This is a genomic window from Acidovorax sp. FJL06, assembly GCF_003852545.1.
Lineage (GTDB): Bacteria > Pseudomonadota > Gammaproteobacteria > Burkholderiales > Burkholderiaceae_C > Acidovorax.
The window spans coordinates 70,250-95,714 of the sequence record NZ_QAJR01000030.1; the positions used below are offsets into that span (position 1 = coordinate 70,250).

22 protein-coding genes are annotated in these 25,465 nt (G+C 67.3%); 10 read left to right on the top strand and 12 right to left on the bottom strand.

The annotated features are described in order from the left end of the window. Positions 1-123 precede the first annotated feature (123 nt). The 4 genes from DBV10_RS17315 (at position 124) to DBV10_RS17330 (ending at position 4,282) form a co-directional block, all read left to right on the top strand. Entirely contained in the window at positions 124-1,278 is a 1,155-nt protein-coding gene (locus DBV10_RS17315; protein WP_124514838.1) for a branched-chain amino acid ABC transporter substrate-binding protein, read from the top strand. A 254-nt stretch (positions 1,279-1,532) separates the two neighbouring features. Further along, positions 1,533-1,772: a hypothetical protein gene (locus tag DBV10_RS17320; protein WP_124514839.1), complete on the top strand. Its 240-nt coding sequence runs from the start codon at positions 1,533-1,535 to the stop codon at positions 1,770-1,772. A 56-nt stretch (positions 1,773-1,828) separates the two neighbouring features. Next, positions 1,829-3,244 carry a tRNA adenosine(34) deaminase TadA gene (gene tadA, locus DBV10_RS17325; RefSeq protein WP_124514840.1) on the top strand — a complete coding sequence of 472 codons (1,416 nt, stop codon included), beginning with the start codon at positions 1,829-1,831 and terminating at the stop codon, positions 3,242-3,244. Positions 3,245-3,298: 54 nt separating this feature from the next. After that, a complete protein-coding gene (locus DBV10_RS17330; protein ID WP_124514841.1) occupies positions 3,299-4,282 on the top strand; it encodes an LD-carboxypeptidase in 984 nt (327 codons plus the stop codon). A 51-nt stretch (positions 4,283-4,333) separates the two neighbouring features. Here DBV10_RS17330 and DBV10_RS17335 read toward each other — a convergent pair whose 3' ends face one another. Beyond that, positions 4,334-4,696, bottom strand: coding sequence for a hypothetical protein (locus tag DBV10_RS17335; protein WP_124514842.1), 363 nt, complete (start codon positions 4,694-4,696; stop codon positions 4,334-4,336). Between the two features lie 390 nt (positions 4,697-5,086). On the opposite strand from DBV10_RS17335, the gene DBV10_RS17340 reads away from it, so the two are divergent. From DBV10_RS17340 to DBV10_RS17350, 3 genes are all read left to right on the top strand, one after another. Continuing rightward, positions 5,087-6,016 (top strand): adenylate/guanylate cyclase domain-containing protein, encoded by a 930-nt coding sequence (locus DBV10_RS17340; RefSeq protein ID WP_199740159.1) that lies wholly within the window; start codon positions 5,087-5,089, stop codon positions 6,014-6,016. A gap of 116 nt (positions 6,017-6,132) precedes the next feature. Beyond that, positions 6,133-8,679: a penicillin acylase family protein gene (locus DBV10_RS17345; RefSeq protein WP_124514843.1), complete on the top strand. Its 2,547-nt coding sequence runs from the start codon at positions 6,133-6,135 to the stop codon at positions 8,677-8,679. 70 nt (positions 8,680-8,749) lie between these two features. After that, a complete protein-coding gene (locus tag DBV10_RS17350) occupies positions 8,750-8,932 on the top strand; it encodes a hypothetical protein (RefSeq protein WP_124514844.1) in 183 nt (60 codons plus the stop codon). Positions 8,933-8,984: 52 nt separating this feature from the next. Here DBV10_RS17350 and DBV10_RS17355 read toward each other — a convergent pair whose 3' ends face one another. Continuing rightward, the gene (locus DBV10_RS17355; protein WP_124514845.1) at positions 8,985-9,605 is read right to left on the bottom strand and encodes a hypothetical protein; all 621 of its coding nucleotides are present in this window, start codon (positions 9,603-9,605) and stop codon (positions 8,985-8,987) included. A 241-nt stretch (positions 9,606-9,846) separates the two neighbouring features. Here DBV10_RS17355 and DBV10_RS17360 point away from each other — a divergent pair, with 241 nt between their 5' ends. Beyond that, positions 9,847-10,569: a hypothetical protein gene (locus tag DBV10_RS17360; RefSeq protein ID WP_124514846.1), complete on the top strand. Its 723-nt coding sequence runs from the start codon at positions 9,847-9,849 to the stop codon at positions 10,567-10,569. 72 nt (positions 10,570-10,641) lie between these two features. On the opposite strand, the gene DBV10_RS17365 is transcribed toward DBV10_RS17360, so the two are convergent. The 5 genes from DBV10_RS17365 to DBV10_RS17385 all read right to left on the bottom strand — a co-directional run bounded on the left by DBV10_RS17365 (position 10,642) and on the right by DBV10_RS17385 (position 16,307). Then, positions 10,642-11,916, bottom strand: coding sequence for an acyl-CoA dehydrogenase family protein (locus DBV10_RS17365; protein WP_124514847.1), 1,275 nt, complete (start codon positions 11,914-11,916; stop codon positions 10,642-10,644). A gap of 63 nt (positions 11,917-11,979) precedes the next feature. Beyond that, a complete protein-coding gene (locus DBV10_RS17370; RefSeq protein WP_124514848.1) occupies positions 11,980-13,065 on the bottom strand; it encodes a phosphotransferase in 1,086 nt (361 codons plus the stop codon). A gap of 28 nt (positions 13,066-13,093) precedes the next feature. Then, positions 13,094-13,813, bottom strand: a complete 720-nt coding sequence (locus DBV10_RS17375) for a Crp/Fnr family transcriptional regulator (protein WP_100410718.1) — start codon at positions 13,811-13,813, stop codon at positions 13,094-13,096. 169 nt (positions 13,814-13,982) lie between these two features. Next, positions 13,983-14,762, bottom strand: coding sequence for an oxepin-CoA hydrolase, alternative type (locus tag DBV10_RS17380; RefSeq protein ID WP_124514849.1), 780 nt, complete (start codon positions 14,760-14,762; stop codon positions 13,983-13,985). Positions 14,763-14,783: 21 nt separating this feature from the next. Further along, positions 14,784-16,307 (bottom strand): 3-hydroxyacyl-CoA dehydrogenase, encoded by a 1,524-nt coding sequence (locus tag DBV10_RS17385; RefSeq protein WP_124514850.1) that lies wholly within the window; start codon positions 16,305-16,307, stop codon positions 14,784-14,786. Positions 16,308-16,379: 72 nt separating this feature from the next. Between DBV10_RS17385 and DBV10_RS17390 the strand changes: the two genes are divergently transcribed. Beyond that, entirely contained in the window at positions 16,380-18,515 is a 2,136-nt protein-coding gene (locus DBV10_RS17390; protein WP_233589962.1) for a FimV family protein, read from the top strand. 43 nt (positions 18,516-18,558) lie between these two features. Here the strand turns inward: DBV10_RS17390 and DBV10_RS17395 are convergent, their stop codons facing one another. The 4 genes from DBV10_RS17395 to DBV10_RS17410 form a co-directional block, all read right to left on the bottom strand. Beyond that, complete coding sequence (locus tag DBV10_RS17395) at positions 18,559-19,476, bottom strand: thiamine phosphate synthase (protein WP_199740163.1); 918 nt, start codon at positions 19,474-19,476, stop codon at positions 18,559-18,561. Beyond that, positions 19,469-20,281, bottom strand: coding sequence for a thiazole synthase (locus DBV10_RS17400; protein WP_124514852.1), 813 nt, complete (start codon positions 20,279-20,281; stop codon positions 19,469-19,471). Before DBV10_RS17400 ends, DBV10_RS17395 begins: the two co-directional genes overlap by 8 nt. 227 nt (positions 20,282-20,508) lie before the next feature. Then, positions 20,509-20,706 (bottom strand): sulfur carrier protein ThiS, encoded by a 198-nt coding sequence (gene thiS, locus DBV10_RS17405; protein WP_124514853.1) that lies wholly within the window; start codon positions 20,704-20,706, stop codon positions 20,509-20,511. After that, positions 20,703-21,818: an FAD-dependent oxidoreductase gene (locus DBV10_RS17410; protein ID WP_124514854.1), complete on the bottom strand. Its 1,116-nt coding sequence runs from the start codon at positions 21,816-21,818 to the stop codon at positions 20,703-20,705. Before DBV10_RS17410 ends, thiS begins: the two co-directional genes overlap by 4 nt. 267 nt (positions 21,819-22,085) lie before the next feature. Here DBV10_RS17410 and thiD point away from each other — a divergent pair, with 267 nt between their 5' ends. After that, entirely contained in the window at positions 22,086-22,940 is an 855-nt protein-coding gene (gene thiD, locus DBV10_RS17415) for a bifunctional hydroxymethylpyrimidine kinase/phosphomethylpyrimidine kinase (RefSeq protein ID WP_124514855.1), read from the top strand. Between the two features lie 234 nt (positions 22,941-23,174). Here the strand turns inward: thiD and DBV10_RS17420 are convergent, their stop codons facing one another. Next, entirely contained in the window at positions 23,175-24,452 is a 1,278-nt protein-coding gene (locus DBV10_RS17420; RefSeq protein WP_124514856.1) for a cytosine permease, read from the bottom strand. Between the last annotated feature and the right edge of the window lie 1,013 nt (positions 24,453-25,465).

Consider the following 25,465-nt stretch of genomic DNA (forward strand, 5'->3'; position numbering starts at 1 on the left):
AATTGCTAAGTTTGCATAGCAAGTGCGGCAAATGGCCGCTGTCATGGCTAGGATGCGGGGCTTGTTGTGTACAAGATCGGTGCACAACAAGCCTGCTTTGACTGATTCTGGAGACCTCGTACCGTGTTTTGCCCCGCTTTTGCTTCCTCGCCCCTGTTCCGCGTTTCTGCCCTGACCGCCATCGCGCTGGCCGCCAGCGTGGCCTCTGCGCAAGACGTGCAGACTGTCAAGATCGCCCATGCGGGCCCTGTGTCGGGCGGCATTGCCCACATCGGCAAGGACACCGAAAACGGCGTGCGCCTGGCGATTGACGACCTCAACGCCCAGAACCTGGTGATCGGCGGCAAGAAGATCAAGTTCGAGATCGCCGCCGAAGACGATGCGGGTGATCCGCGCCAGGCCACCGCCGTGGCACAGAAGCTGTGTGACCAGAAAGTCGCTGGCGTGGTGGGCCACCTGCAGTCGGGCACGTCCATCCCGGCCTCGGCGGTCTACGCCAAGTGCGACCTGCCGCACATCACGGCGTCGGCCTCCAACCCCGACCTGACCAAGCCCGGCTACAAGACCTCCTTCCGCCTGATCGCCAACGACAACGCGCTGGGTGCAGCACTGGCGCTGTTTGGTGCCGACCACCAGAAGCTCAAGAGCGTGGCCATCATCGACGACCGCACGGCCTACGGCCAGGGCGTGGCCTCGGTCTTCAAGGCCACCGCGCTGCAAAAGGGCCTGAAGGTGGTGGGCGAGGAGTTCACCAACGACAAGGCCACTGACTTCATGGCCATCCTCACGGCCATCAAGAACAAGAAGCCCGACGCGATCTTCTACGGCGGCCTGGACGCCCAGGCCGGTCCCATGCTGCGCCAGATGGAGCAGCTGGGCCTGGGCAACGTGAAGTTCTTTGGTGGTGACGCCCTGTGCACCGAAAAGCTGCCTGAGCTGTCGGGCAAGACCCCGGCCCTGAAGAATGTGACCTGTGCCACGGGCGGCGCATCGGTGGACAAGATGCAGGGTGGCGCCGACTGGAAGAAGCGCTATGACGCCAAGTTCCCCGGCCAGTTCCAGATCTACAGCCCCTATGCGTATGACGCTGCCATGGTGCTGGCCGACGCGATGAAGCGCGCCAACTCGGTGGACCCCAAGGTGTTCGGCCCTTTCATCGCCAAGACCGAGTACAAGGGCGTGACGGCGAACATCGCTTTCACGGCCAAGGGTGAGCTGACCACGCCCGCAGTGACGCTCTATACCTTCAAGGACGGCAGCCGCGTGGCGCTGAACTGAGAGGGGGAGAACTTTTTACTGCGCGGCCGCCATGCGTCGTTGGGCGGTGCTCGGAATCCTCACGTACAGGCAGTACGTTCCGGTTCCTGCGCTCCGTCCGCCTAGCCTGGCAGCCGCTCGCTACAAAAGTTCACCCCCTCCGAGGCCTTCGCGCCGCACTCGACGGCCGCCGCGTGCGGCCGTTTTTGCGTTCTGCATTTGCCTTTACAGTCGAGCCCACTGCGGGCCAGCGGCGCCCGGCAAGGAGCAATCACATGCGTGCAATGTTGGGTTTGGTCGGACTGGTGGTGGCGCTGGCTCTTGTGGGCCTGCTGGTCAAGAAGCAGCTGTCGGCCACGCGCGCGCCCGTGCCTGCGCTGCAGACGGCCCCCGACGCATCGGCGCCCACGGGCACGGTGCGCGAGCAGAGCCAGCAGGTGCAGCAACAGGTCAAGCAGCAGGTGGAAGGCCTGATGCAGCAGGCGCGCCCCATGCCCGAGGACGCTGCAAAGTAATAAAAATGCCTCTAGCGCTTGATGGATAAGCGCTACAAGCTATTAAAAATATAGCAATGAGTGCTGATGCAGACACCCACTGGATGCGCATGGCCCTGGCCGAGGCGCAGGCAGCCGCCCAGGCGGGCGAGGTGCCCGTGGGTGCCATCGTGGTCAAGGACGGCCAGGTGATTGCCACGGGCCGCAATGCCCCGGTGCAGGGCCACGACCCCACGGCCCACGCGGAGATCGTGGCGCTGCGCGCCGCGGCACAACGCCTCTCCAACTATCGGCTCGACGGCTGCAGCCTGTATGTGACGCTGGAGCCCTGCGCCATGTGCAGCGGCGCCATGCTGCATGCGCGTCTGGCCCGCGTCGTCTACGGCGCGGTGGAGCCCAAGACGGGCGCGGCAGGCTCGGTGCTCAACCTGTTCGGCCATGCCGAGATCAACCACCAGACCGAGGTTGTGGGCGGGGTGCTGGCCGACGAATGTGGCAGCCTGCTCAGCGGCTTTTTTACCCAGCGCCGCCGCCAGCAGCGCGCCGAGGCGCTGGCCCGCCACCCGTTGCGCGACGACGCACTGCGCACGCCCGATGCCGCGTTTGCCCACCTGCCGGGTTACCCCTGGGCGCCGCAGTATGTCAGCGACCTGCCCAGCCTGGCTGGCCTGCGCATGCACACCCTGGACGAAGGCCCCCGCGATGCGCCCCGCACCTGGCTGTGCCTGCACGGCAATCCGGCCTGGAGCTACCTGTATCGGCGCATGCTGCCCATTTTTCTGGCCGCAGGCGACCGCGTGGTGGCGCCGGATTTGATCGGCTTTGGCAAAAGCGACAAGCCCAAGAAGGAGGGCGCCCACCAGTTCGACTGGCACCGCCAGGTGCTGCTGGAGTTGATCGAGCGACTCGATCTGCGCAACGTGGTGCTGGTGGTGCAGGACTGGGGGGGCATCCTGGGCCTGACGCTGCCCGTGGCGATGCCGGAGCGCTTTGCAGGCCTGCTGGTGATGAACACGCTGCTGGCCACGGGCGACGCGGCGTTGCCCGCAGGTTTTGTCGCTTGGCGCGCCATGTGCCGCGACAAGCCTTTGTATGGCGTGGGGCGGCTGCTCGCGCGCGGCAACCCGCACCTCACGCCCGCAGAGTGCGCGGCCTACGATGCGCCGTTCCCCGACCGGGGCTACCGCGCCGCGTTGCGGGCGTTTCCCGAGCGGGTGCCGCAGGCGGTGGATGCCCCTGGGGCCGCCGTGTCGCGTGCGGCCCGCGATTTCTGGCAGCACCAGTGGCAAGGCCGCAGCCTGATGGTGGTGGGTGCACAAGACCCGGTGCTGGGCTTGCCCACCATGCGCGCGCTGCAGCAAACCATCCGGGGCTGCCCAGAGCCCGTGGTGCTGCCGGATGCGGGGCACTTTGTGCAGGAGCACGGCGAGGCGGTGGCAGCGCGGGCTGTGGAATACTTCTCGTTTCCTGGTGCCGGCCGCTTTGCCGGCTGACGCGGCGCCGGACCTCTCTTTTTGACGGAGCAGGCCCCTCGGGGCCTGAGCGCTTTGCACGATCACGATCACGACCATTCGCAGTGCCACCACGACCACGGTCCCCGGCACATCTACATCTATTCGCCCTCCAGCGCAGTGCGCGACAAGGCGGCCTTCAAGCGCGGCCTGGCCCGCCTGAAGGCCCTGGGCCATGAGGTCGAGGTGGACACCGATGCCCTCGCCACCCACACCCGCTTTGCCGGTGACGACGCAACGCGGCTGGCGGCCATCCACCGCGCTGCCGCCAGCGGTGCCGATGTGGCGCTGATCTCGCGCGGGGGCTATGGCCTCACGCGCATCCTGCCGGGCATCCGCTACAAGGCCGTGGCCAAGGCGATTGAAAAAGGCATGCACTTTGTCGGGGTGAGCGACTTCACGGCCTTCCAGCTCGCCGTGCTGGCCAAGACCGGTGCCACCACCTGGGCCGGCCCCTCACTGGGTGCCGACTTTGGCGTGGCGGGCGAGCCGGACGACATCATGGAAGCCTGCTTTGACGACCTGCTCACCGGCCATGGCGAAGGCACGGGCTGGCGCATGAACAACGAAAAGCCCCACGCCACCACGGGCAAACCGGCGGTGCCCGATGTGTATGTGAAAAGTGCCACGCTGTGGGGCGGAAACCTGGCCGTGCTGGCCTCGCTGGTGGGCACACCGTACTTTCCGGCCATCAAGGGCGGGGTGCTGTTTCTGGAGGATGTGCACGAGCACCCCTACCGCATCGAGCGCATGCTCACCCAGCTGCTGCACGCCGGCGTGCTGGCACAGCAAAAGGCCGTGGTGCTGGGGCAGTTCACCAACTTCACGCTGGCGTCGCACGACAAGGGCTACAAGCTGCAGTCGGTGGTGGACTGGCTGCGCACCCAGATCAAGGCGCCCGTGCTGACCAACCTGCCGTTCGGGCATGTCGAGACCAAGGTGCTGCTGCCGGTGGGGGCGACGGTGTCGCTGTCGGTGGAGGCGCGCGATGCGCTGATCTACTGGGGGCACCCGCACTGAAACGGCGGGTTGTCGGGCGCCTTGCAGGGTGCCCTTTTTCAATTCTTCAGTTCAGAAGTTTCTGAACCGGGGTTCCTGCGGCACTTGGGGGGTGCGCAGGGACAATGGCAACTGCCCCTGGAACAAAGGGGTGACCTGGTCCAGCACCTTTTGTGCAATGGCTTGCCCGCGCAAGGGCACCAGGGTTTCAAAAAGGTCGGTGCGCAGGTACCACAGCGCCTCGATGTCGCCCGCGTACCGCAGCCGCATGTTCATGCGCGCCACTTCGCAACCCGACAGGCCCATCAGGCCTTGCAGCATGGCCTGGCGGACGTCTTCCAGGCCCTGGTCGCGCACCCAGGCCGTCGACGACGGCTTGTCGCGGCCCAGCAGGTCGTGCAGGTTGTTGCGAAGATTGGGTTTGTTCCAGCGCATGGATGGGGCGCAAAACGGTTTTTGTAACAGAGTCGATCAAATTAAGCGGGAGCGATGATTGACGCAAGGGTAGTGCTCCTGTTTTTGCATAAAGACAACACGCTGGCGCGGTTTGTTGCGAACTTTTACGCATCCGGGGCCAAGGCTTGCAATGTCCTGACGCCGCCCGGCTTCGGGGCATGGCAGGCGCTCATGGCGCCGTTTCCCAAGGGGGCGACCACCGGCGCCATGCATTCACGGCCCGGTCCCATGGTGCCCGGCCATGCACGGTGCGGCGGTGCCCGCCGGGGTCAAAGTCTGGGGCGCAGGATTGTTAACGCTTGGGTGGGTGCGTCTTCAGGGCGCTTGCACTAAACTGATTCACATGATGTTACTAACAGGCCATCGTTCATGAGCGTGCTGTCAACGGTGGTCTTTGCGGACATCTCGGGCAGCACCTCGTTGTACGAAACGCTGGGCAACGAGCGTGCCACGGAGGCCGTGACCCAGGTCACCCAGTGGATTGCCGACACCATCGAAACCCATGGGGGGCGGGTGGTCAAGAAGCTGGGCGACGGCGTGCTGTGCGTTTTTGGTGATGCGGCCGGGGCGGTGTCGGCCACCGCCACCATGCTTCGCCAGCACCAGGAGCGGCTGGGCCGCTGGCCGCAGCCGCTGCGCATGGACATCCGCGTGGGCGTGGCCAGTGGCGAGGTGGTGGATGTGGACGGCGATTGCTATGGCGACGCGGTCAATGTGGCCTCCCGCCTGTGCGAGCGCGCCGGGCCCGCCGAGATCTGGGCCACCGAGACCACGGTGCTGCTGGCCAGCACCGCCCCCGATGTCTGGTACCGCAAGCTGGGCCTCATGGAAATCCGTGGCAAGGCCGAGGCGCTCATGCTCTACCACGTGGAGTGGCGTGAAGACGAGGCGCCGGACTCCCTCACCATGCAGGCGGCGTTGGTCAGCAGCTTTGCCCCGGTGGACCCGATCCTGGGGCAGATTCAGTTCTCATGGCATGGCGTGGACATGTCGTTCACCTCGTCGGACGCCCCGGTGCACGTGGGGCGTGCCACCCATGCGCAGCTGTGCATCAACGACCCCCGCGTGTCGCGCCTGCATGCGCGCATCGACTGGCGCAACAGCGGTTTTGTGCTGACCGACATGAGCAGCTTTGGCACCTGGGTGCGCTTTGACGGCAGCGATGCGCCCGTGCGGCTGCGCCGCGATGCCTGCATCCTGCACGGCACCGGGCAGATCGCACTGGGGGTGCCTTTTACGGAGCCCAGCGCGCCGGCCGTGAACTTCCACGTGGTGGGTACCAGCGTGCACCTGGGCTGAACGCCTGGTGCACAGCAGGGCCGAAGCGGCGTGCCGCGGCCCTGCCTGCGCCGCACAGGGGGGGCACCGCCCCGGACAGGCAACACAACGCAACACAGCAACAGGAGAGACATCGCATGGCGTGGATGAAGCGGACGGCCGTCGGGCTGGTGGTGGCGGCGCTGCTGGTGGGTGCGGGGGCGGCGGTGTATGTGCAGCGCAGCTTTGCGGTGGTGGACGGCACGCTGCAGGTGCCGGGGCTGCGTGAGGCCGTGCGCGTGCAGCGTGACGCATCGGACGTGACACATGTGCGCGCGCAGGCCCCGCAGGACGCCTGGTTCGCCTTGGGCTACGTGCATGCGCAGGAGCGCACCTGGCAGCTCGAATTCAACCGCCGGGTCATGCATGGGGAATTGTCCGAAGTCTTCGGCCCCGCCACGGTCGAGACCGACAAGCTCATGCGCGCGCTCGACATTGCGGGCGTGGCCAGGCGCCAGTACGCCGGCCTGCCGCTGTATGCCAAGGAGGCCCTGCAGGCCTACAGCCAGGGCATCCATGCCTTCCACCAGAACCGCCCGCAGGCATTGCCGCCCGAGTTCCATTTGCTGGGCGTGCAGCCCGGTGGCGCGCGGGGCGCCGTGTGGGAGCCCGAGGACAGCGTGGGCTGGGCACTGATGATGGCGCTGGACCTGGGCGGCAACTGGGGCACCGAGTTCGCGCGCCTGTCGGTGGCACGCACGCTCGATACCGACCGCCTCTGGCAGCTCATGCCGCCCTATCCGGGCGAGAAGCCCGCCGCCTCGGCCGACCTGGCGGCGCTGTACCGCCAGCTGGGCGTGTACCGCGCGGCAGATGCGGGCTCCACGGCGGCGGCGCAGGGCCGCGCGGCGGAACCCACCAGTCCCCAAGCAGAAGGCCCGCTGGCGCGCCAGATCAGCGCCGGCATGCTGGCCTGGGCCGATGAGCTGACCCGCAACGCGGGCACCAACGAAGGCAAGGGCAGCAACAACTGGGTGATTGCCGGCTCGCGCACCGTGAGCGGCAAGCCGCTGCTGGCCAACGACCCGCACCTGGGCCTGTCGGCCCCGGCCATCTGGTACTTCGCCGGCCTGCAGGCGCCCGCAGGCCACGCGTCGGACGGCACGCCCATCGCTGCCATCGACGCCGTGGGTGCCACCTTGCCGGGCCTGCCCTTCGTGGTGCTGGGCCGCACCGACAAGGTGGCCTGGGGCTTCACCAACACCGGCCCCGATGTGCAGGACCTGTACCTGGAGCAGATCAACCCGGCCAACCCCACGCAGTACCGCACGCCCGAGGGCTGGGCGCCGTTTGCCGTGCGCAACGAGACCATCCGCGTCAAGGGCGCAGCCGACGTGTTGCTGCAGCTGCGCAGCACCCGCCACGGGCCCGTGCTGAGCGACGTGCAGAAGTCGCACGCGGAGGTGCTGGACCTGGGCAAATATGTGCTGGCGCTGCGCTGGAGCGCGCTGGACGATGACAACCAGACGGTGCTGGCGGGCCTCAAGACCAACCAGGCCAAAACGGTGGACGAACTCTTTGCGGGCCTGGCCCACTACCACTCGCCCATGCAGAGCGTGGTGGCGGCCGACGACCAGGGCAGCATCCGCTTCAAGGCCGCGGGCCGCGTGCCACTGCGCGATGCCGCCAACGACATCCGGGGCGTGGCGCCATCGCCTGGCTGGGAGGCGCGCTACGACTGGAAGGGCTGGTTGCCCTACGAAGAGACCCCGCAGGACGATGGTGGCAAGGGCTGGGTGGCCACGGCCAACCAGCGCGTGACGGCGCCCGGCTACCCGCATTTCCTCACGCAGGACTGGGCCTTGCCCTACCGCTACGAGCGCATCGCACAGCTCATCGAGGCCATCCCCAAGCACGACGCGGCCAGCATGCAGGCCATCCACCGCGATGTGGCCTCGCTGGCCACACGGCGCCTGCTGCCGCACCTGCAGCAGGCGCAGTCCACGCACGCGCTGGCGGCCGCTGCGCAGAAAGAGCTGCAGGGCTTTGACGGCGTGATGGACGCGGGCCGGGCCGCGCCACTGATCTTCGTGGCCTGGACGGACGAACTGGCCCGGGGCCTGATCATTCCGCGCATTGGCGAAGACCGCTTCAAGGCCACCTACGGCAAGCGCGATTACCGCGCGGCCATCGAAGGCATCCTGGAGCGCAACGACACCTGGTGGTGCCAGCCCGCGACCTGCGCAGCGCAGTCTGCCGCCGCCCTGGGCCGCGCATTGGACCGCCTGCAGACCGCCTACGGCACAGACCCCGCCCAGTGGCGCTGGGGCACGGCGCACCCCGCACTCAGCGTGCACCGGCCCTTTGGCAATGTGCCCGCGCTGGCGCGCTTCTTTGACGTGAGCGTGCCCTCGCACGGAGACTCGTACACCGTGAACGTGGGCCAGTACAACGCGGGCGAGGCCCAGGGCCCGTATGTGAACCGCCATGCCGCCTCGCTGCGCGCGGTGTACGACCTGGCGGACCTGGAGCAATCGCGCTTCATCTACCAGACGGGCCAGAGCGGCCTGGTGTTTTCGCCGCGCTACCGCGACATGAGCACCACCTGGGCCGACACCGGCTACCGCGCGCTGCAGCGCCAGCCCGTGCGCTGGGTGCACAGCCTGACGCTGGCACCCGCAACCCCTCCCACCGCCGCGCGCTAAGGCCGCTGCCAGGAAGCATCACCATGGGGGTTGTAGCGCTGATTGAAGTCACCCGGGGCGGCCTGCCCGAATGCCAGCACTGGGGCGCCGTGGCCGTGGAGTGACGGGCCAACTGGGCTGGCTGGGCTGGCTGGGCTGGCTGGACGCCGGCCAGCGCGCTGCTTTGGTGCAGTGCCGGTCTGCGCACGTCGTCAATGCGCGCGGGCTCACTGTGGGCGGGCGCCGGTCCGTGTTCCGGCTGCAGACGGCCTGAGCGAGATGACACCGGGTTCAGTTGGCAGTCTGAGAAAAATGCCTCTGGCGCTTTATGGGTAAGCGCTAGCAGCTGCAAAAAATGTAGCAAATGATTCCGTGTCTGGCAGCACGTAGACCACGCCGGGCCCCTGCCCGAACAGCGGGGCGATGTGCTGGTTGTAGAACGCCTCGGGCGCATTCACGCAGCCGTAGCTGATGCGCTTGTCGCGTGCGCTGCCGCTGACCAGGCGCTGGCGGCGGCGCTCCGAGGCGCTGACGCTGCGCACCCGGTGCAGCGACACGGCCGAGTCGTAGTCGATCCACACAATGTCTTCCCCGCGCAGGTTGCGCCCCGGTTCGGTCACAAAGCGGCCTGCAGGTGTGGTGCGCTCCTCCGGCCGGATCTGTGCCAGCGGGCGCGTGCCCAGGTCGGGCGCCGACCGGTCGCCCCGCGCTGCGCCCAGCAACACCGGCGCACTGCCCAGCCACTGCCCCTGGGCCGAAAACACATGGATGCGGGCCCAGGGTTTGTCGATCACCGCGAAAGGCAGGCCCTGGTGGTCGGCCATGTCCGTGGCCCAGCGCACCAGCTGGCGGGCCTTGGCCGAGGCATCGGCGGGCAGCGCCAGGGCGGCCAGCGGCGCGAAGGCCAGCGTGCAACCTATGGCGCAGAAGGCGAGACGGCGGTTCATGGTGAAAACATGCAAGTCGTCCAAACGCTGTGCCCCACCCCAGGCCGGTGAAACGGGCGCGGCGCAAGGCCAGTGCACCCGTGGAGCTGGCTTTGCCAGGCCACCGGGTGCGTCCCCCTCCGGGGGAAGGCGCCGCAGGCGACTCAGGGGGGCTTTCACGAGGGGGCTTTCTTCCCCGGCGAATGCCCCCAATAATGCCTGTACCCGCGACTCTTGCGAAGCCTCCTGCTTCCCCCTGGCCATGTTCGATCGCCTGCGCAAAGCCTTTAGTCCGTCCGCCGCCGCTGCCGCTCGGCCCGTCACCAACAAGGAAGTGGCCCGCTGGGCTGCGTCGCAGCAACTGGCCATCGTGCCGTCGGCCACCGAGGGGCACTTCGACCTGGGGGGCGATGTGGGCGGCCACCCCTGGCGGCTGGAATGCGGTGCCCCCACGCGCGACTACGTGCGCGGCCTGGAACTGCGTGGCCGCGCCGATGTAGGCGCCGACCCGGATGCGGCCGTGATGGTGCTCAACCGTTCCTTGCACGAGGCGCTGGAGGGTAGCGCCTACAACGCCATCACCGACACGCTGCAGACCACGGTGGATGCCAACCTGCCCGAGGAAATGCGCTGGCTGGCCATGTATGAGGAGATGACCTGGCCCGGCCTGCCCGCGTCCTTCCGCCAGCATTTCGCGGTGATCGCCGAGCGCATCGACGTGGCCCAGCGCTGGATCCACGCGCCCATGGTGTCGCAGTTGCTCAACTTCCTGGAGGGCGAGCACGGCGCCACCCGTGCGCAGTCACCGCTGGTGCTGATGCTGGTGCGCGGCAAGGTCTACGTGCGCATGGAGCACACGCAGCGCAACCTGGCCGAGATCGCACATGCCACGCAGATGCTGCTGACAGGCGCCCAGGCCGCCCTGCAGAACCTGCCGCCCCTGTCGGTGGCGGGGCCGGACGATCTGCCGAACGTCGAGCGGTAAACCCCCTCGCCATGCCGACCCAAAAAGCAAACGGGGCCTGTGGCCCCGTTGCTCATTGTGCAGCCCGCGCGATCACGCTCCGCGCGTGATGGGCACACCCGCATCACGGCCATAGGTGCCGTACTTGCCCAGCTCCCACTTGGCAATCGCGTTGCGGTGCACTTCGTCCGGGCCGTCGGCAAAGCGCAGCGTGCGTGCGCCGGCGTAGGCGTAGGCGAGCGGGAAGTCGTCGCACATGCCGCCGCCGCCATGCACCTGCATGGCCCAGTCGATGACCTGGCAGGCCATGCTGGGGGCGACGACCTTGATCATGGCGATCTCGGTCTTGGCGACCTTGTTGCCGGCCACGTCCATCAGCCAGGCGGCCTTGAGCGTGAGCAGGCGGGCCATGTCGATCTTGCAGCGGGCCTCGGCAATGCGCTCTTGCGTCACCGTCTGCTGGGCCACGGTCTTGCCGAAGGCGGTGCGCGAGGAGGCGCGCTTGCACATCAGCTCCAATGCACGCTCGGCCAGGCCAATGAGGCGCATGCAGTGGTGGATGCGGCCGGGGCCCAGGCGCCCCTGTGCGATTTCGAAGCCACGGCCTTCGCCCAGCAGGATGTTGGAGACGGGCACGCGCACGTTCTCGAAGGTCATCTCCACGTGGCCGTGGGGCGCGTCGTCGTAGCCCAGCACGTTCAGCGGGCGGATGATGGTGATGCCCTTGGCATCGGCGGGCACCAGCACCATGCTTTGCTGCGAGTGCTTGGGCGCCTCGGGGTCGGTCTTGCCCATGGTCACGAACACGGCGCAGCGCGGGTCTGCCGCGCCGGAGATCCACCACTTGCGGCCATTGATCACGTACTCGTCGCCTTGGCGTTCGATGCGGGTTTCGATGTTGGTGGCGTCGCTCGATGCCACGTCGGGCTCGGTCATCGCAAAGGCCGAGCGGATCTTGCCTTCGAGCAGGGGCTTGAGCCAGCGGGCCTTGTTGGCCTCGTCGCCGTAGCGGGCGATGGTTTCCATGTTGCCCGTGTCGGGGGCCGAGCAGTTGAACACCTCGCTCGCCCATGGCACGCGGCCCATGATCTCGGCCAGGGGCGCGTATTCCTGGTTGGTCAGGCCCGCACCGGCGTAGCCCGAGGCGGCAGCGCTGTCCACCGGCAGGAACAGGTTCCACAAACCGGCGGCTTGGGCCTTGGGCTTGAGGTTTTCGATGGTCTTGAGCGCGCTCCAGCGCTTGCCTGCGGCCGTGTTGGCCGCCAGCTCGGCGGTGTAGCTGGCTTCGTTCGGGTAGATGTGGTCGTCCATGAACTGGAGCAGCTTGGCCTGCAGTTCCTTGGTTTTGGGCGAGTAGTCAAAGTCCATGGGTTTCTTCTCCGTTGGTAATCGTGGGGCGGCGCCTGTGCCTTGGCCTGTGTCCGGGTGTCCTTAGCCGCGCTGTGCAAACGACCAGGCCAGCTCGGCCATGGGCCGCGCGGTGTCGCCCGAGGCCTTGGCCTGCGCGCTGGAGGCGGTGCCCGCCTCGACGCGTTTGGCAATGCCCTGCAGGATGGCCGCAATGCGGAACATGTTGTAGGCGAGGTAGAAGTTCCAGTCGGCGCGCAGCGCCTCGGGTGTGGCGATGCCGGTGCGTTCGCAGTACAGGCGGATGTAGCTGTCTTCGCTGGGGATGCCGAGTGCGGCCAGGTCCTGGCCCGCAATGCCCCGGCCCATGGCGGCGGGGATGTGCCAGCTCATGCAGTGGTAGCTGAAGTCGGCCAGGGGGTGGCCCAGGGTGGACAGCTCCCAGTCGAGCACGGCGATCACGCGGGGCTCGGTGGGGTGGAACATGAGGTTGTCCAGCCGGTAGTCGCCATGCACGATGGACACCTGGCGTTCATCGCGCGCGCCGGCGGGGATGTGTGTGGGCAGCCATTCCATGAGCTTGTCCATCTCGGGGATGGGCTGCGTGACGGAGGCCACGTACTGCTTGCTCCAGCGGCCAATCTGGCGGTCGAAATAGTTGCCGGGCTTGCCGTAGCTGGCCAGGCCCCGGTCCGCAAACTTTACGGTGTGCAATGCCGCGATCACACGGTTCATCTCGTCGTAGATCGCACCGCGCTCGGCCTGCGACATGCCGGGCAGGGACTGGTCCCACAGCACGCGGCCCTGCATGCACTCCATCACGTAGAAGGCGCGGCCAATCACCGACTCGTCCTCGCACAGCACGAACATGCGCGGAACGGGCACGTCGGTGCCGTACAGGCCGCTCATCACCGCGAACTCGCGCTCGATGGCGTGGGCCGAGGGCAGCAGCTTGGCCACTGGGCCGGGCTTGGCGCGCATCACATAGCTGGTGGTGGGCGTGATGAGCTTGTAGGTGGGGTTGGACTGCCCGCCTTTGAACATCTCGACCGTCAGGGGGCCGGCAAAGCCCTCCATGTGCTGCGCAAGCCAGGTGCTCAGCGCGGCGGTATCGAACGCGTGCTGGTCGGAAACGGGCCGGGTGCCCACGAAGTGGTCGAAGTTGCTCATGGAAGGGCGGGGAGTTTGTGTTTTTTCTTCAGTTGTCGGTTTCGGCAATGCGCATCAGTGCCTCGCGATCGCGCACCACCAGGCCGCCCGGCTCGATGCGAATGGCATCCTCGCGTTCCATGGCTTTCAGCTCCTGGTTCACGCGCTGGCGCGATGCGCCCAGCAGCTGCGCCAGTTCTTCCTGCGCCAGCTGCAGGCCGATGCGCATCTCGCTGCCATCCGACAGGCTGGGAATGCCGTAGCTGCGCACCAGGTGCACCAGCTGCTTGGCCAGCCGCGCGCGCAGGGGCAGGGTGTTGAGGTCTTCCACCAGGCCGTAGAGCTGGCGGATGCGCCGCGCATGCAGGCGCAGCATGGCTTCGTAGAACTCGGTGTGCGCTGCGAGGATCTTCTTGAAGTCGGCCTTGGCCACACACAGGATGGTGGTGTCGCCATGCGCATACGCGTCGTGCGTGCGCCGGTCGCCGTCGAAGATCGCCACGTCGCCGAACCAGATGCCCGGCTCCACATAGGTCAGCGTGATCTGCTTGCCCGAGATGGAGGTGGAGCTCACCCGCACAGCACCGCGTGCGCAGGCAATCCACTCCTCGGGCGGATCTCCGCGTGCGGCGATGAGGCCGCCGTCCTTGAAGCGTTTGACGTATGCACATCGCAGGATGTCGTGGCGTAGCGAAGGTGAGAGGGATGAAAACCAGCGACCGGAGTTGATCGCTTCACGTTCTTCGATAGTAAGAATCGGGTCGTCCATGGTCTGTCTTTTGCGTGACTGGTAACGGGACCATTGTCGCGTGAGGGACCTGCGCGCTGCGTCAGGGTTGTCACCTGCGCGTCTGCTGCGGTCGCGCAGCCGCGCAGCAAAAAGCCCCTGGCAGCCGGTTCGGCTGCCAGGGGCTTTGGGGCGTGGATGTGTTGGCGGCTTACTCGTAGCGCGGCACGCGTTTTTCGAGGAAGGCGGAGATGCCTGCACCGCCGTTGGCGTGGTGCAGGTTCTTCACGAAGTGGTCGCGCTCGTGGCCCAGGTGCTGGGTCAGGCCGGCGTGGGGCGCTTCGTTCAGCAACTCCTTGATGCTGGCCAGGGCGTTGGGGGCCTTGGCATTGAGCTGTTCGGCCAGCGCCAGCGCGGCGTCCAGTGCAGAGCCCGCCTCGGCCACGCGGTTGACCAGGCCCAGCGCATGCAGGCGCTCGGCCCCGATGCGGTCGCCGCCCATGAGGATCTCGGTGGCGATCTGGCGGGGCAGGGCCTGCGACAGGCTCCAGCTTGCGCCGCCATCGGGCGACAGTGCCACGTTGCTGTAGGCCATCACGAACACGGCATTGCGCGCCGCCACGATGAAGTCGCAGGCCAGCGCCAGCGAAAAGCCCGCGCCCGCCGCTGCGCCTTCCACGGCCGCAATCACCGGCTTGGGGTAGGTGCGGATGGCTTCGATCCAGTTGTGCAGGCCCTCGATGCTCTGGGCCTGCACTTCAGGCGGTAGCTGGCGGTTGGCCAGCAGCCGCTGCAGGTTGCCGCCCGAGCAGAACATGCCGTCGGACCCGGTGATGACCACGCTGCGGACGTCGGCGCTGCTCTCGGCCACGCTCAGCGCCTCCACGCCCGCCGCGTACATGGACGGGTCGATGGCGTTGCGCCGCTCGGGGTTGCTCAGGGTCAGGATCAGGGTCTGGCCCTGGCTGGTGCTTCGGAGTTCTGCGGGCATGTGTGGCTTTGGTGCGGGCGTTCAGTTTTCTTCTACATGCGTCAGGCTCAGGCCGATGGCGCCGCGCCGGCGCAGCCAGGGGCTGGGGCGGTAGCGGGTGTCGCCATACACGGTCTGCATGTTGAACAGCACTTCGAGGATGTTGGTGGGGCCCCAGCGGTCGCCCATGGCCAATGGGCCCAGTGGGTAGCCCAGGCCCAGGGTCACGGCGGTCTCCAGGTCCTTGGGCGAGCAGATGCCCTGCTGGCAGATGTCGGCTGCGATGTTGACGATGGTGGCCACCACGCGCTGGGTGACGAAGCCGCCGCTGTCGCGGACCACGCTCACGGCCTTGCCGTCGCGCGCAAACAGCGCATGCGCGGCATTGCGGATGTCCACGCGCGTGGCGGGGTTGGTGGCCAGCACACGGCGCTTGGTGGCCGCGTCGTCGATCAGCATGTCGATGCCGATGGTGCGGGCCGGGTCCAGCCGCTCGACCACGGCCACGGTGGTCACGTCGAAGCCCAGTGGCGCCACCAGCGTGATGGCGTGGGGCGAGGGCGATTGCCCCGTCTCGATGGTGGCGCCCAGGTCCTTGAGCAGCTGGTACAGCTCGGCGCGCCGGGCAGCGCGCGGAGATACCCAGACGGGAGGGATGTCGTTGACCACGGGCACCGGGGCTTCGGCCGGTACCTGCGCCGCGCCGTCCACATAGCGGTAGAAACCTTCGCCCACCTTCTTGCCCACGATGCCACCCGCCAGGCGCTGCGCCGTGATCACGCTGGGCCGAAAGCGCGGCTCGTCGTAGTACTGGCGGTAGATGGATTCCATCACCGGGTGCGACACGTCGAGTGCCGTGAGGTCCATCAGCTCGAACGGCCCGAGCTTGAAGCCCACCTGGTCGCGCAGGATGCGGTCGATGGTGGCGAAATCGGCCACGCCTTCGCCCACGATGCGCAGGGCCTCGGTGCCATAGCCGCGACCGGCGTGGTTCACGATGAAACCGGGCGTGTCCTGCGCCTGCACGGGCGTGTGGCCCATCTCGCGTGCGTAGGCCGCCAGGGCCGTGCACACGGTGGCATCGGTCTTGAGCCCGGCGATCACTTCCACCACCTTCATGAGCGGAACCGGGTTGAAGAAGTGGTAGCCGGCAAAGCGCTCGGGCCGCTGCAGGCCCGCGCCGATGGCGGTGACGGACAGGGACGAGGTGTTGGTGGCCAGCACGGCATCCGGGCGCACCACGGCTTCGAGCTCGGCAAACAGTGTCTTCTTCACGTCCAGACGCTCCACGATGGCCTCCACCACCAGGTCGCAGCCCGCCAGGTCGGCCACGGCCTTGACGGGGTGCAGCCGTGCGGTCAAGTCGCTGGCCTGCGCGGCGTCGATGCGGCCTTTGGCGACCAGTTTGCTCCATTGTTCCTGGAGCGCTGCCTTGGCCGCATCGGCGGCGCCGGGGTTGGCATCCAGCAGAAAAACCTGGCTGCCGGCCTGGGCGGCGATTTGTGCAATGCCCCGGCCCATGGCGCCGGTGCCCACGATAGCGATGTTGGGAAACTGAATTTTCATAGCGCCATTATGGCTCTGGCCTTATCTGGGACTTATGTGCAAGAATGCCTCGGACCAGAAACAGAACTTATTGTGAAAATCCGTAACACCATTTTTGGGCCTGGGCTGTGGGTGTTTGCAGCTGGAGCTTCGGCGCTGTCCCTGGGCAGTGGTAGTGGCACGGTGGTGTTGGGGGCTCCTGTCGATCTGGCGTTTGAACTGCAGCCCGATCCGGGCACTGATGTCGCGTCTTCCTGCGTCACGGCGAAACTGGTGGCTGGCGACAACGCGATTGGTGACAGCAAGGTCCGCGTCATCCCCTTGCCCGAAGTGCGGGGCCGCCCCTCGGGCGTGCGGGTGATGGCCTCGGTTGCGCTTGATGAGCCCGTGCTGACGGTGACCCTCTCGGCAGGGTGTGCGGGCAAGACCACACGCACCTACACCTTTCTCTCCGACCTTCCCACGATCACCCCGCGCTTTGCGTCCGCGTTGCCGGTCGAGCTGTCGCGCCTGCCCGCCGCAGGGGCGGCCGAGGCCGCAAAGCCCTTTACGAAGGCACAGGACAGCCGCCCGGCGCCGGCCCCGCCCGGCAAGCAGGCGGCTCCCCAGCCGCCAGTGCCCCGGCCGCCGGCCGTGGCCCCTGCGCGGCCGCCCGCCAAGGCCCTGGCTGCGGGCACTTCGCCCGCCCACCGCTCTCGCCTGGTGATCGAGCCCCTGGACACCTGGCTGGACAGCCCGCTGCCATTGCGCACCAGCGCCGAGCTGTCGGTCACGCCGTCGGAGGAAATGTCGGTGCAGCGCGCCCAGGCGATTGCGCTCTGGAAGTCCCTGAATGCACAGCCGGAAACCCTGCTCAAGGACAGCGAGCAACTGAAAACACTGGAGTCCGAGGTGGCCGCCATGCGTGCGCAGGCATCCAAGGACCGTGCGGCTGCAGCGCAGTTGCAGCAGCAGCTGGAACTGGTGGAACAAGAACGCTTCCCCGCCACCATCGTGTACGCCTTGGGCGGCTTGCTGCTGCTGGCGTTGGCAGCGGCGGCCTGGATGGGGATGCGGCTGCGCAGCGCCTCCCAGAAGGCCGTGCGGGCCTGGGGCGACTCTGTGGCCCTGGGCGCGCGCGATGCGGGCGCGGCACACGAGGAAACCCTGGGCCTGGCCCCTGATCCGGGGGACTCCTGGTTGCCGCCCGAGACGCAGCCAGGGCACGAGGAGGAGGCCCCGGCCCCAGAGCCGCTGGTGCCTGCATTCACACCGGTCTCGGCCCCGGCGCCGTTCGTGGCGACCAGCCCGGCGGTCAGCGCCCCAGCGCCCCTGGCGAAAAAGCCCGTCGCCGTGGCCCCTTCGGCGCTGCACATCGTCAACCCGGAAGAGCTGTTTGACATCCAGCAGCAGGCCGAATTCTTCATCTCGGTGGGCGAGCACCAGCAGGCCATCGAGGTCCTGAAGAACCACATCGCCGAGCACCGCGAGACATCGCCGCTGGCCTATCTGGAGCTGCTGCAGCTGTACCACACCCTCAGCCGCGTGGACGAATTCGCCCAGCTGCGCTCCCAGTTCATGCAGTCCTTCAATGCGCAGGTGCCCGAGTTCTCCGGCTTCCATCGCACGGGGCGCATGCTGTACCACTACACCGATGCACTGGCCGAAATTGAGGCCGAGTGGACCACGCCGGCCGTGCTGCAGCTGCTGGAGAAGTTCCTGTTCCGCCGCGCAGGGGGCGAGGTTGTCGAGCCGTTCGACCTGGCCGCCTACGATGACCTGCTGCTGCTGCTTTCCATTGCGCAGACCACGCCAGCCAGCGCCCGGGGAGAGCCGCCGCCACGCAAGCGGACCACCCCGCTGGCGCCGCCCCGGGCCGATGTGCTGGTGGCCGAGCCGCCTCCCTTTGCCACGGCCCCCCTGGCCTCCGCCGCCCCGCAGGATGACCTGCTCCTGGATTCACTGGCCGCGAGCCTGGAGTTCGATTTTGGCCTGCAGTCTCCGCGTGCCGCGGCCGGTGCACCCACGCCATCCGCCCCGTCCGCCATCGGCGAAGAGGGCAGGGCCGACTCCCCGCTGGACCTGGATCTGTCCGAGCCGGTGCACCTGACCCTCAGCGATTTGCCTGCCGTGCCCGTGACCGCTGCGCCGCCCCCCGGGCAGCCCGTGGGCTTTGGCATGGAGAACGATCTGATGGAGCTGCGACTGGAGATGGAGCAGATGAAGGCAAAAACCGACCGCAGCAAGTAAAACAGGGGCTGCCAGCCCCTGTGTTCCCTGCGCGGTGCGGGTGCTACGAGTTGCCGGGCACGGGCGCCTGCATGCGCTTCATCAGCTGCGCTGCCGTGTCCTCGGGATGGGGCGCATTGACCAGGGCCCGCACCACGGCGATGGACCCCACCCCCGTGGCCAGTACCTGCGCAAACTGTTCTGCCCCAATGCCGCCAATGGCCACCTGTGGGTAGTGGCGCAGCAGGCGCGCATACACCCCCAGCCGACCCACCCCTTGCGGTGCAGTGGCCATCCTTTTGAGGGTGGTGGGAAACACCGCCCCCATGGCGACGTAGCTGGGGCCCACGGCATCGGCGCGCACCATTTCGGCATAGCCGTGGGTGCTGACCCCCAGGCGCAGGCCCGAGCCGCGCAGCACCTGCAGCGCCTGGGCGTCCAGCGCATCCAAGTCTTCCTGACCCAGGTGGATGCCATAGGCGCCAGCGGCGATGGCCACGCGCCAGTGGTCGTTGATGAACAGCAGCGCACCGGTGCCCTGCACGGCCTGCACCGCAGCGCGCACTTCACGTTCAATGGCTGCGGCGTCGTCGGACTTGAAGCGCAACTGCACCGTGGGCACGCCTGCGCGGGCCATGCGGCCCACCCAGCCGGCATCGGGCAGCACGGCATAGAGGCCCAGGTTCTGTGGGCAGGCGGCAAATGCCTGTGCGCGCGGCACCGGCTGCAGTCCGAAATCCTCGGGCCCATCGGGCCACAGTGCGGGCTCCTGGCGCCCTGTGCGCTCGGTGCGGGCCTGCCAGGCCTGCGCGAGGCACTCGGCATCGTGCGCAATAAAACCCAGGGCGCTGCAGGCCTGCAGGGCGGCCAGGTAGGCCTGGTCCTGGCGGGTGGGGGTGGGCACGGGTTCGGGCGCAAAGCCCGCAAAGGTGGCTGCGTGGTGCGCCAGGATCTCCTGCGCCAGGGCGGCGGTGTCACGCATGGTGTGCATGGTGCCAGAAGGGGGTGCCCAGCACGGGCGTGCTGGGCTGGGCGGAGTCCTGCGCCGACATGGCGCCGGCGCGGTGTGCCGTGCGGCCGGCATTCACCGCGTCGGCAAAGGCACCGGCCATGGCCACCGGGTCTTGCGCCAGGGCGACGGCCGTGTTCAGCAGCACGCCGTCATAGCCCCATTCCATGACCTGGCAGGCATGCGACGGCAGGCCCAGGCCCGCGTCCACCAACAGCGGCACATTCAGGCGTTCGCGCAGCGTTTGCAGCGCATAGGGGTTCACGGGGCCGCGCCCCGTGCCGATGGGCGCGGCCCAGGGCATCACGGCCTGGCAGCCCACATCCACCAGGCGCTGGCACAGCACCAGGTCTTCGGTGCAGTAGGGCAGCACCTGGAAGCCTTCCTTGATGAGGTGCTCGGCCACCCCCACCAGGTTCAGCGTGTCGGGCTGCAGCGTGTAGTCGTCGCCGATCAGTTCGAGCTTGATCCACGGCGTGTTGAACACCTCGCGCGCCATCTGCGCGGTGGTGATGGCCTCTTGCGCGCTGTGGCAGCCGGCGGTGTTGGGCAGCACGGGCACGCCCAGCTTGCGCAGCAGCTCCCAGAAGCTGCTGCCGCTTTCGGCCGGGTTGCTGCCCTGGCGGCGCAGCGAGGCGGTGACCATGGCGGGCCGGGCGCGCTGCACGGCGGCTTCCAGCACGGCGGGGGATGGGTAGCGGGACGTGCCCAGCAGCAGGCGGCTGGCGAAGTGCTGGCCGTACAGCACCAGGGAGTCTTGGGGCGTCGGAGTGGTCATGTTGTTACTATTATTTTGATAGCTTTTAGCGCTTGGTGGATAAGCGCTAGAGGCATGTTTTCCTGATTGGATACTTATCTCGAATAACCCGTTCGCCCTGAGCCTGTCGAAGGGCTGTTGGCAAAGGGCGCCCTGGCTTCGACAGGCTCAGCCCGAACGGATCTGGGAGAGGTGTCTGGGGCATGTATATGGTCAGGTCCATTGCTTTCAAATGGTCTGGAGGCAAGTCAGCCGCCCGTCACGGGCGAGATGATTTCCACGCGGTCGCCGGGCTGCAGGGCCTGCGCGGCGTAGCGGGTGTTGGGCACGAAGGTGGTGTTCACGGCCACGGCAAAGGGCGGGCGCGCCGCGACTGCGGCCACGGCATCGGCCACGGTGGCGCCTTCGGGCAGTTCGTGCGGAATCTGGTTGATGGAAATGTTCATGCGAGAGCGGTGGCCGCGCTGGCGGGCTCCAGGTCCAGCGCAAGATCAAAACGTTGCGAAAGCCCCGATTGTCCCGCGTTCAGCACTTCCAGGGTCACATCGAGCAAAGCGGGTGCGATCATGAAGCCATGGCGGTACAGGCCGTTGATCTCCAGCACCCCCTTGCGCGGCTGGCGGATGGCGGGCAGGTTGTCGGGCAGCGTGGGGCGGCACTGTGTGGCCAGCTCCAGGATGCGGCCCTCGGCAAAGCCGGGGTGCACGGCGTAGGCGGCACTGAGCAGCTCCAACGTGGAGCGCACGCTGGCGGGCGAGAGGTCGTCCGATTCGATCTCGGTCGCGCCAATCACGAACAGGTGGTTCTCCTTGGGCGCGATGTAGATCGGGTAGCGCGGGTGCACCAGTCGCGTGGGGCGCTGCAGCGTCACGTCGGGCGCGTGGATGCGCACCACCTCGCCGCGCACGCCGCGCAGTGCGGGCCATTGGGGCTTGGCGCCCAGGCCCCGGCAGTCCAGCACCCAGTCGGGCTGGCCGGGGGCGCCGGGCGAGAAGGTGTCGGGCGACTGGGGGCTGTGCCAATGCGTGCGCACCGCAAGCCGCTCCATCTCCACCACCAGCGCCGCCAGCAACTGGCGGTTGTCGAGCTGGCCTTCGCCGGGCAGGTACAGGCCTTGGGCAAAGCGCTGGGCCAGTGTGGGCTCGGCCTGCGCGAGGGCTTCGCTGCCGAGCTTTTGCAGGGCGGGCAGCTCGGGCACGGTGCGCTGGTTGGCCTCCAGCTGGCGGGTCAGGCGCTGGGCTTCGGCGGCGTCCTGCCGGTGCCAGACGATGAGGGTGCCTGCCTGCTGGAAGAACACCGGCTCGGCCAGTGGTGCCAGCAGCTCGGGCCAGCGGCCGAGGGCATGGTGCCCCATGCGCACCACGCCGGGCTCGGTGATGGCCGATTCGGCCAGGGGCGCCAGCATCGCGGCCGCCACGGTGGCGGCAGAGCCTTCGGCGGCGGGGCTGCCCGCGTCATGGATACTGACCTGATGCCCTTGGCGCGCCAGCTCCACGGCCAGCAATCGGCCCATGAGGCCCGCGCCCAGAATAGCAAAAGAAGAGGGTTGAAGTGGCATAAGTCCGTCGGTGTGTCCGTGTGCTGGCAGGCAACAATGGACAAAACGGGGCTGTGCCGCTGATGGAAACTCCCCACGCCAGCATGACCTGGATCGGGTAGCGGGGCCAGGAGGCGCCGTGCGGTGCGCGGCGTTCTGTGGGGCCCCAGGGTATTTCTCAGTCGCACACCAAAACGGCGGGACACCCCTGTTTCGTCCGGAAAAATCAATTACAGCACAAGCCCGGGCCGCTCTTTTTGCGCTAGCGCATAGGCCATAATTTTTGCCATGACATCTTCGACTCAGGCGCCGTCCTCGGCGCGCCGCTATGCACGCGTGCTCTCCATCGCCGGCTCGGACAGCGGCGGCGGTGCGGGCATCCAGGCCGACCTCAAGACCTTCAGCGCCCTGGGCTGCTACGGCATGACGGCCATCACCGCCATCACGGCGCAGAACACCTGCGGCGTCACGGGCATCCACGGCATTCCGCCCGAGATGCTCAAGGCCCAGATCGACGCGGTGGTGCAGGACATCGGCGTGGACGCCGTCAAGATCGGCATGCTGCATTCGCCCGAGGTGGTGCGCGTGGTGGCCGACGCCATCCGCAGCTACCAACTGCCGCATGTGGTGCTGGACCCGGTGATGGTGGCCACCAGCGGCGACCGCCTCATCGCGCAGGAAACCGTGGGCGTGCTGGTGCAGGAGCTGTTCCCGCTGGCCGAGGTCATTACCCCCAACCTGGATGAGGCGGGCTGGCTGCTGGGCCGCCCGCTGGAGGGGGTGGATGCCCTGCAAGGTGCGGTGCAGGGCCTGCTTGCGCTGGGCGCGCCAGCGGCGCTGCTCAAGGGCGGCCACCTGCCCGGGGACTGGGTGGTGGATGTGCTCGCCACACGCGACGGCGTGGTGCAGCGGCTGGAGTCCGCACGCATCGCCACGCACAACGGCCACGGCACGGGCTGCACGCTGTCGTCGGCGATTGCGGCGCATCTGGCGCTGGGCCTGCCCCTGGTGCAGGCGGTGGAGCGCGCCCGCAGCTACATCCTGGGCGCCATCGCTGCCGGGGCCGATGTGCACACGGGGCATGGCCACGGGCCGCTGAACCACGGCCATGCACCGGTGGCGCAGGTGGTGGTGCAGGGTTGAGAGCCTGAGAGTCTTTCGCCCATGCCCGCTCATCACGCCAAAACACCCCCGCACGCCGCAAGCAAATGCTCGCCATAGCCCGCGCTATGGCTGCGCTTTGCGCCTTGATCGGGGGCGTTATGGCGCGCTGCTCAGGCACGGTCAAAAAACTCTCAGGCTCTGAGTTTTTTAGATTTTTGACCTGCAGCGCTTGCGCATCAAGCGCTGCAAGCTATCAAAAGAGAAGCGTCGATGTCAGGCCGCACGCGGCCGTGTGGCCCAGGCCAGCAGAAAGCTGAACACCAGCGCCGGCAGGGCCGACCCGGCAGCGGGCGCCACCTGGGGCGCGAGGTGGTACACGGCGATGCCCACGACCCAGATCGCTACGGGCGCGGCATTCACCCGGCGCGCCGCCGCCAGCAGGGCGGGGGCGTTGGCGCCAAAGGCCAGGCGCCCCAGGATCACGCCGAAGAGTGGCACGAACACCGAGCTGAGCAGCAGCAGGAAGGGCTCCAGGCTGTGCATGGGCAGCACCAGTGCCAGGGCGGTGCAGACCGCAGCCATGGCCAGGCCCCACTTGCGCACGCCCCATCGGGGCAGCAGGCTGTGGGCCGACACCGCGCCCGAGTAGGTGTCGCCATAGGCGTTGTCCACCTCGTCGATGAGGATCAGCGACAGCGCGATCAGCCCGCCCTGGGCCAGCAGCAGCGCCTGCACCAGGTCCTTGCTGGGCAAGGTCAGCGCCACCAGCACCCCGAGCGTGTAGCACCACATATTGGCCAGCGCATAGCCCAGCCAGGTGCCGCGCAGCGCCGAACCACCGTTCTTGCCATGGCGCGCGTAGTCGGCCACCAGCGGCAGCCACGAGATGGGCATGGCGATCACCAGGTCCAGCGCGGGCAGCACGCCCATGCCGCCTTCACCCTTGCGCGTCCACAGCGCTTCAAAGCCCTGCGCCTGCGCCAGCGACAAAAACTGCCACGACAGCCACAGCAGCGACAGCACCACCAGCGGCAGCGCCACGCGCGCGATCACCTTGCGCACCAGCTGCACCATGGAGCCGCTGATCAGCAGCATCACCACACCGCCCCACAGCAGCGTGGCCAGCACCGGCCAATGCGCACCGGCCATCGCGCCCGATTGCTGGCCGATGGCCACCGTGGCGTCGCGCATCACCACCAGCTCGAAGGTGCCCCAGCCCACCAGCTGCACGATGTTCAGGAGGATCGGCAGGCTGGCAAACGTGCGGCCATACACCGCGTGCATCAGCCCCGCGCTGGCCAGGCCGCTGTCGGCGCCCAGCTTGGCCACCCAGCCCAGCAGGCCCGCGCCCACGATGGAGCCGGCCACGATGGCGATGAGTGCCTCCTGCGTACCCAGCGCAGGCATCAGGTAGGCGCCCACCTGCATGACCAGCAGGCCCACGCCCAGGCTGAACCAGAGCGAGGCATGGTCGTGCCACTGGAAGACGCGGCGGTCGGGGGAGACGGGGGCCAGCGCTTCGTTGGCGGGTGCGGCGGGGGAGGAAGACATGGGCAGGCTCCGTAGCGGTACAGAGCAGGGGGCGGCCCACCTGCGGCCCTCAATGCATTCCGGGCTGGTCATGGCGGACTTGGCTTCCCTGCGCGAGGATGATCTCAAGCCTGCAAAGTAAAACGATGCAGGCAACAGGTTCGAAGGGTTTGATCTCAGCCCTGCAACGGATTGATTGCAGGACACCCCTAGCGATTGGGTTGAATTCTAGTTAAACAACGTGGAGGGAGGCTAACGGGCTGTTTCGCAAGTGGCGTAGGTCGTCTGGTCTGGAGGGCAAGTGGAGCGTTGCGGGAACAGTGACTGTCTTCAACGGGCCCAGAGCTGACCTTGGGCAACGCTACCGCAAAGCTGCTGTCCATTCGCCCCCCAGCCTGGCAGTCCAAAAACGTGCCGCGTGTGGCGTCATCGCCATGCACATAAATGACATTCTTGGCCAGATCGATTCCGAGGGCGACGATGGCAGTCATAGACTTCCCCTTCCAACAAACGAGTGAGTTGATGAGAGAACAAACTTCTTATGGCGACAACTGGATGCCGCACTCCGCAACTGCGCAAGACAACAAAGACGGGGAGACCCTTTCATTCGCTGGGCGCCAATAAATGCTTCGAATCATTCTCTCGTTAACTACTCTAGCCAGTGCGAGCTACCCATTTTTTCTCCCATCTTCGATACATATCTATCGAAGATGGGAGTGAACGTCGCGACATTCTTAAAAGAAAGCCATCCAGTCGGCGCAATCGTGGCTGTCCTCTCGCTCAGGTGGGCCACGATACTGTTGCTTGGCTTATGCGTGGCGCTCCTTGTAGTTGTACGCTGCGGGTGGCTGCATCAGCACACCATCTCCACGCCTATAAGAAATGGCTGACAGCTGGACTTCTAGGCACCGGTCTGTATCTCGTAGTGCTGCCAGTGATGTTCTTGCTAAGCGCGGCCCCATACGGCGGCGTAAAAGTCCCGACCGGAGTGCACTTCATCATGCTCGCATCATGGCTCGCTCTCGCCTAAGGGC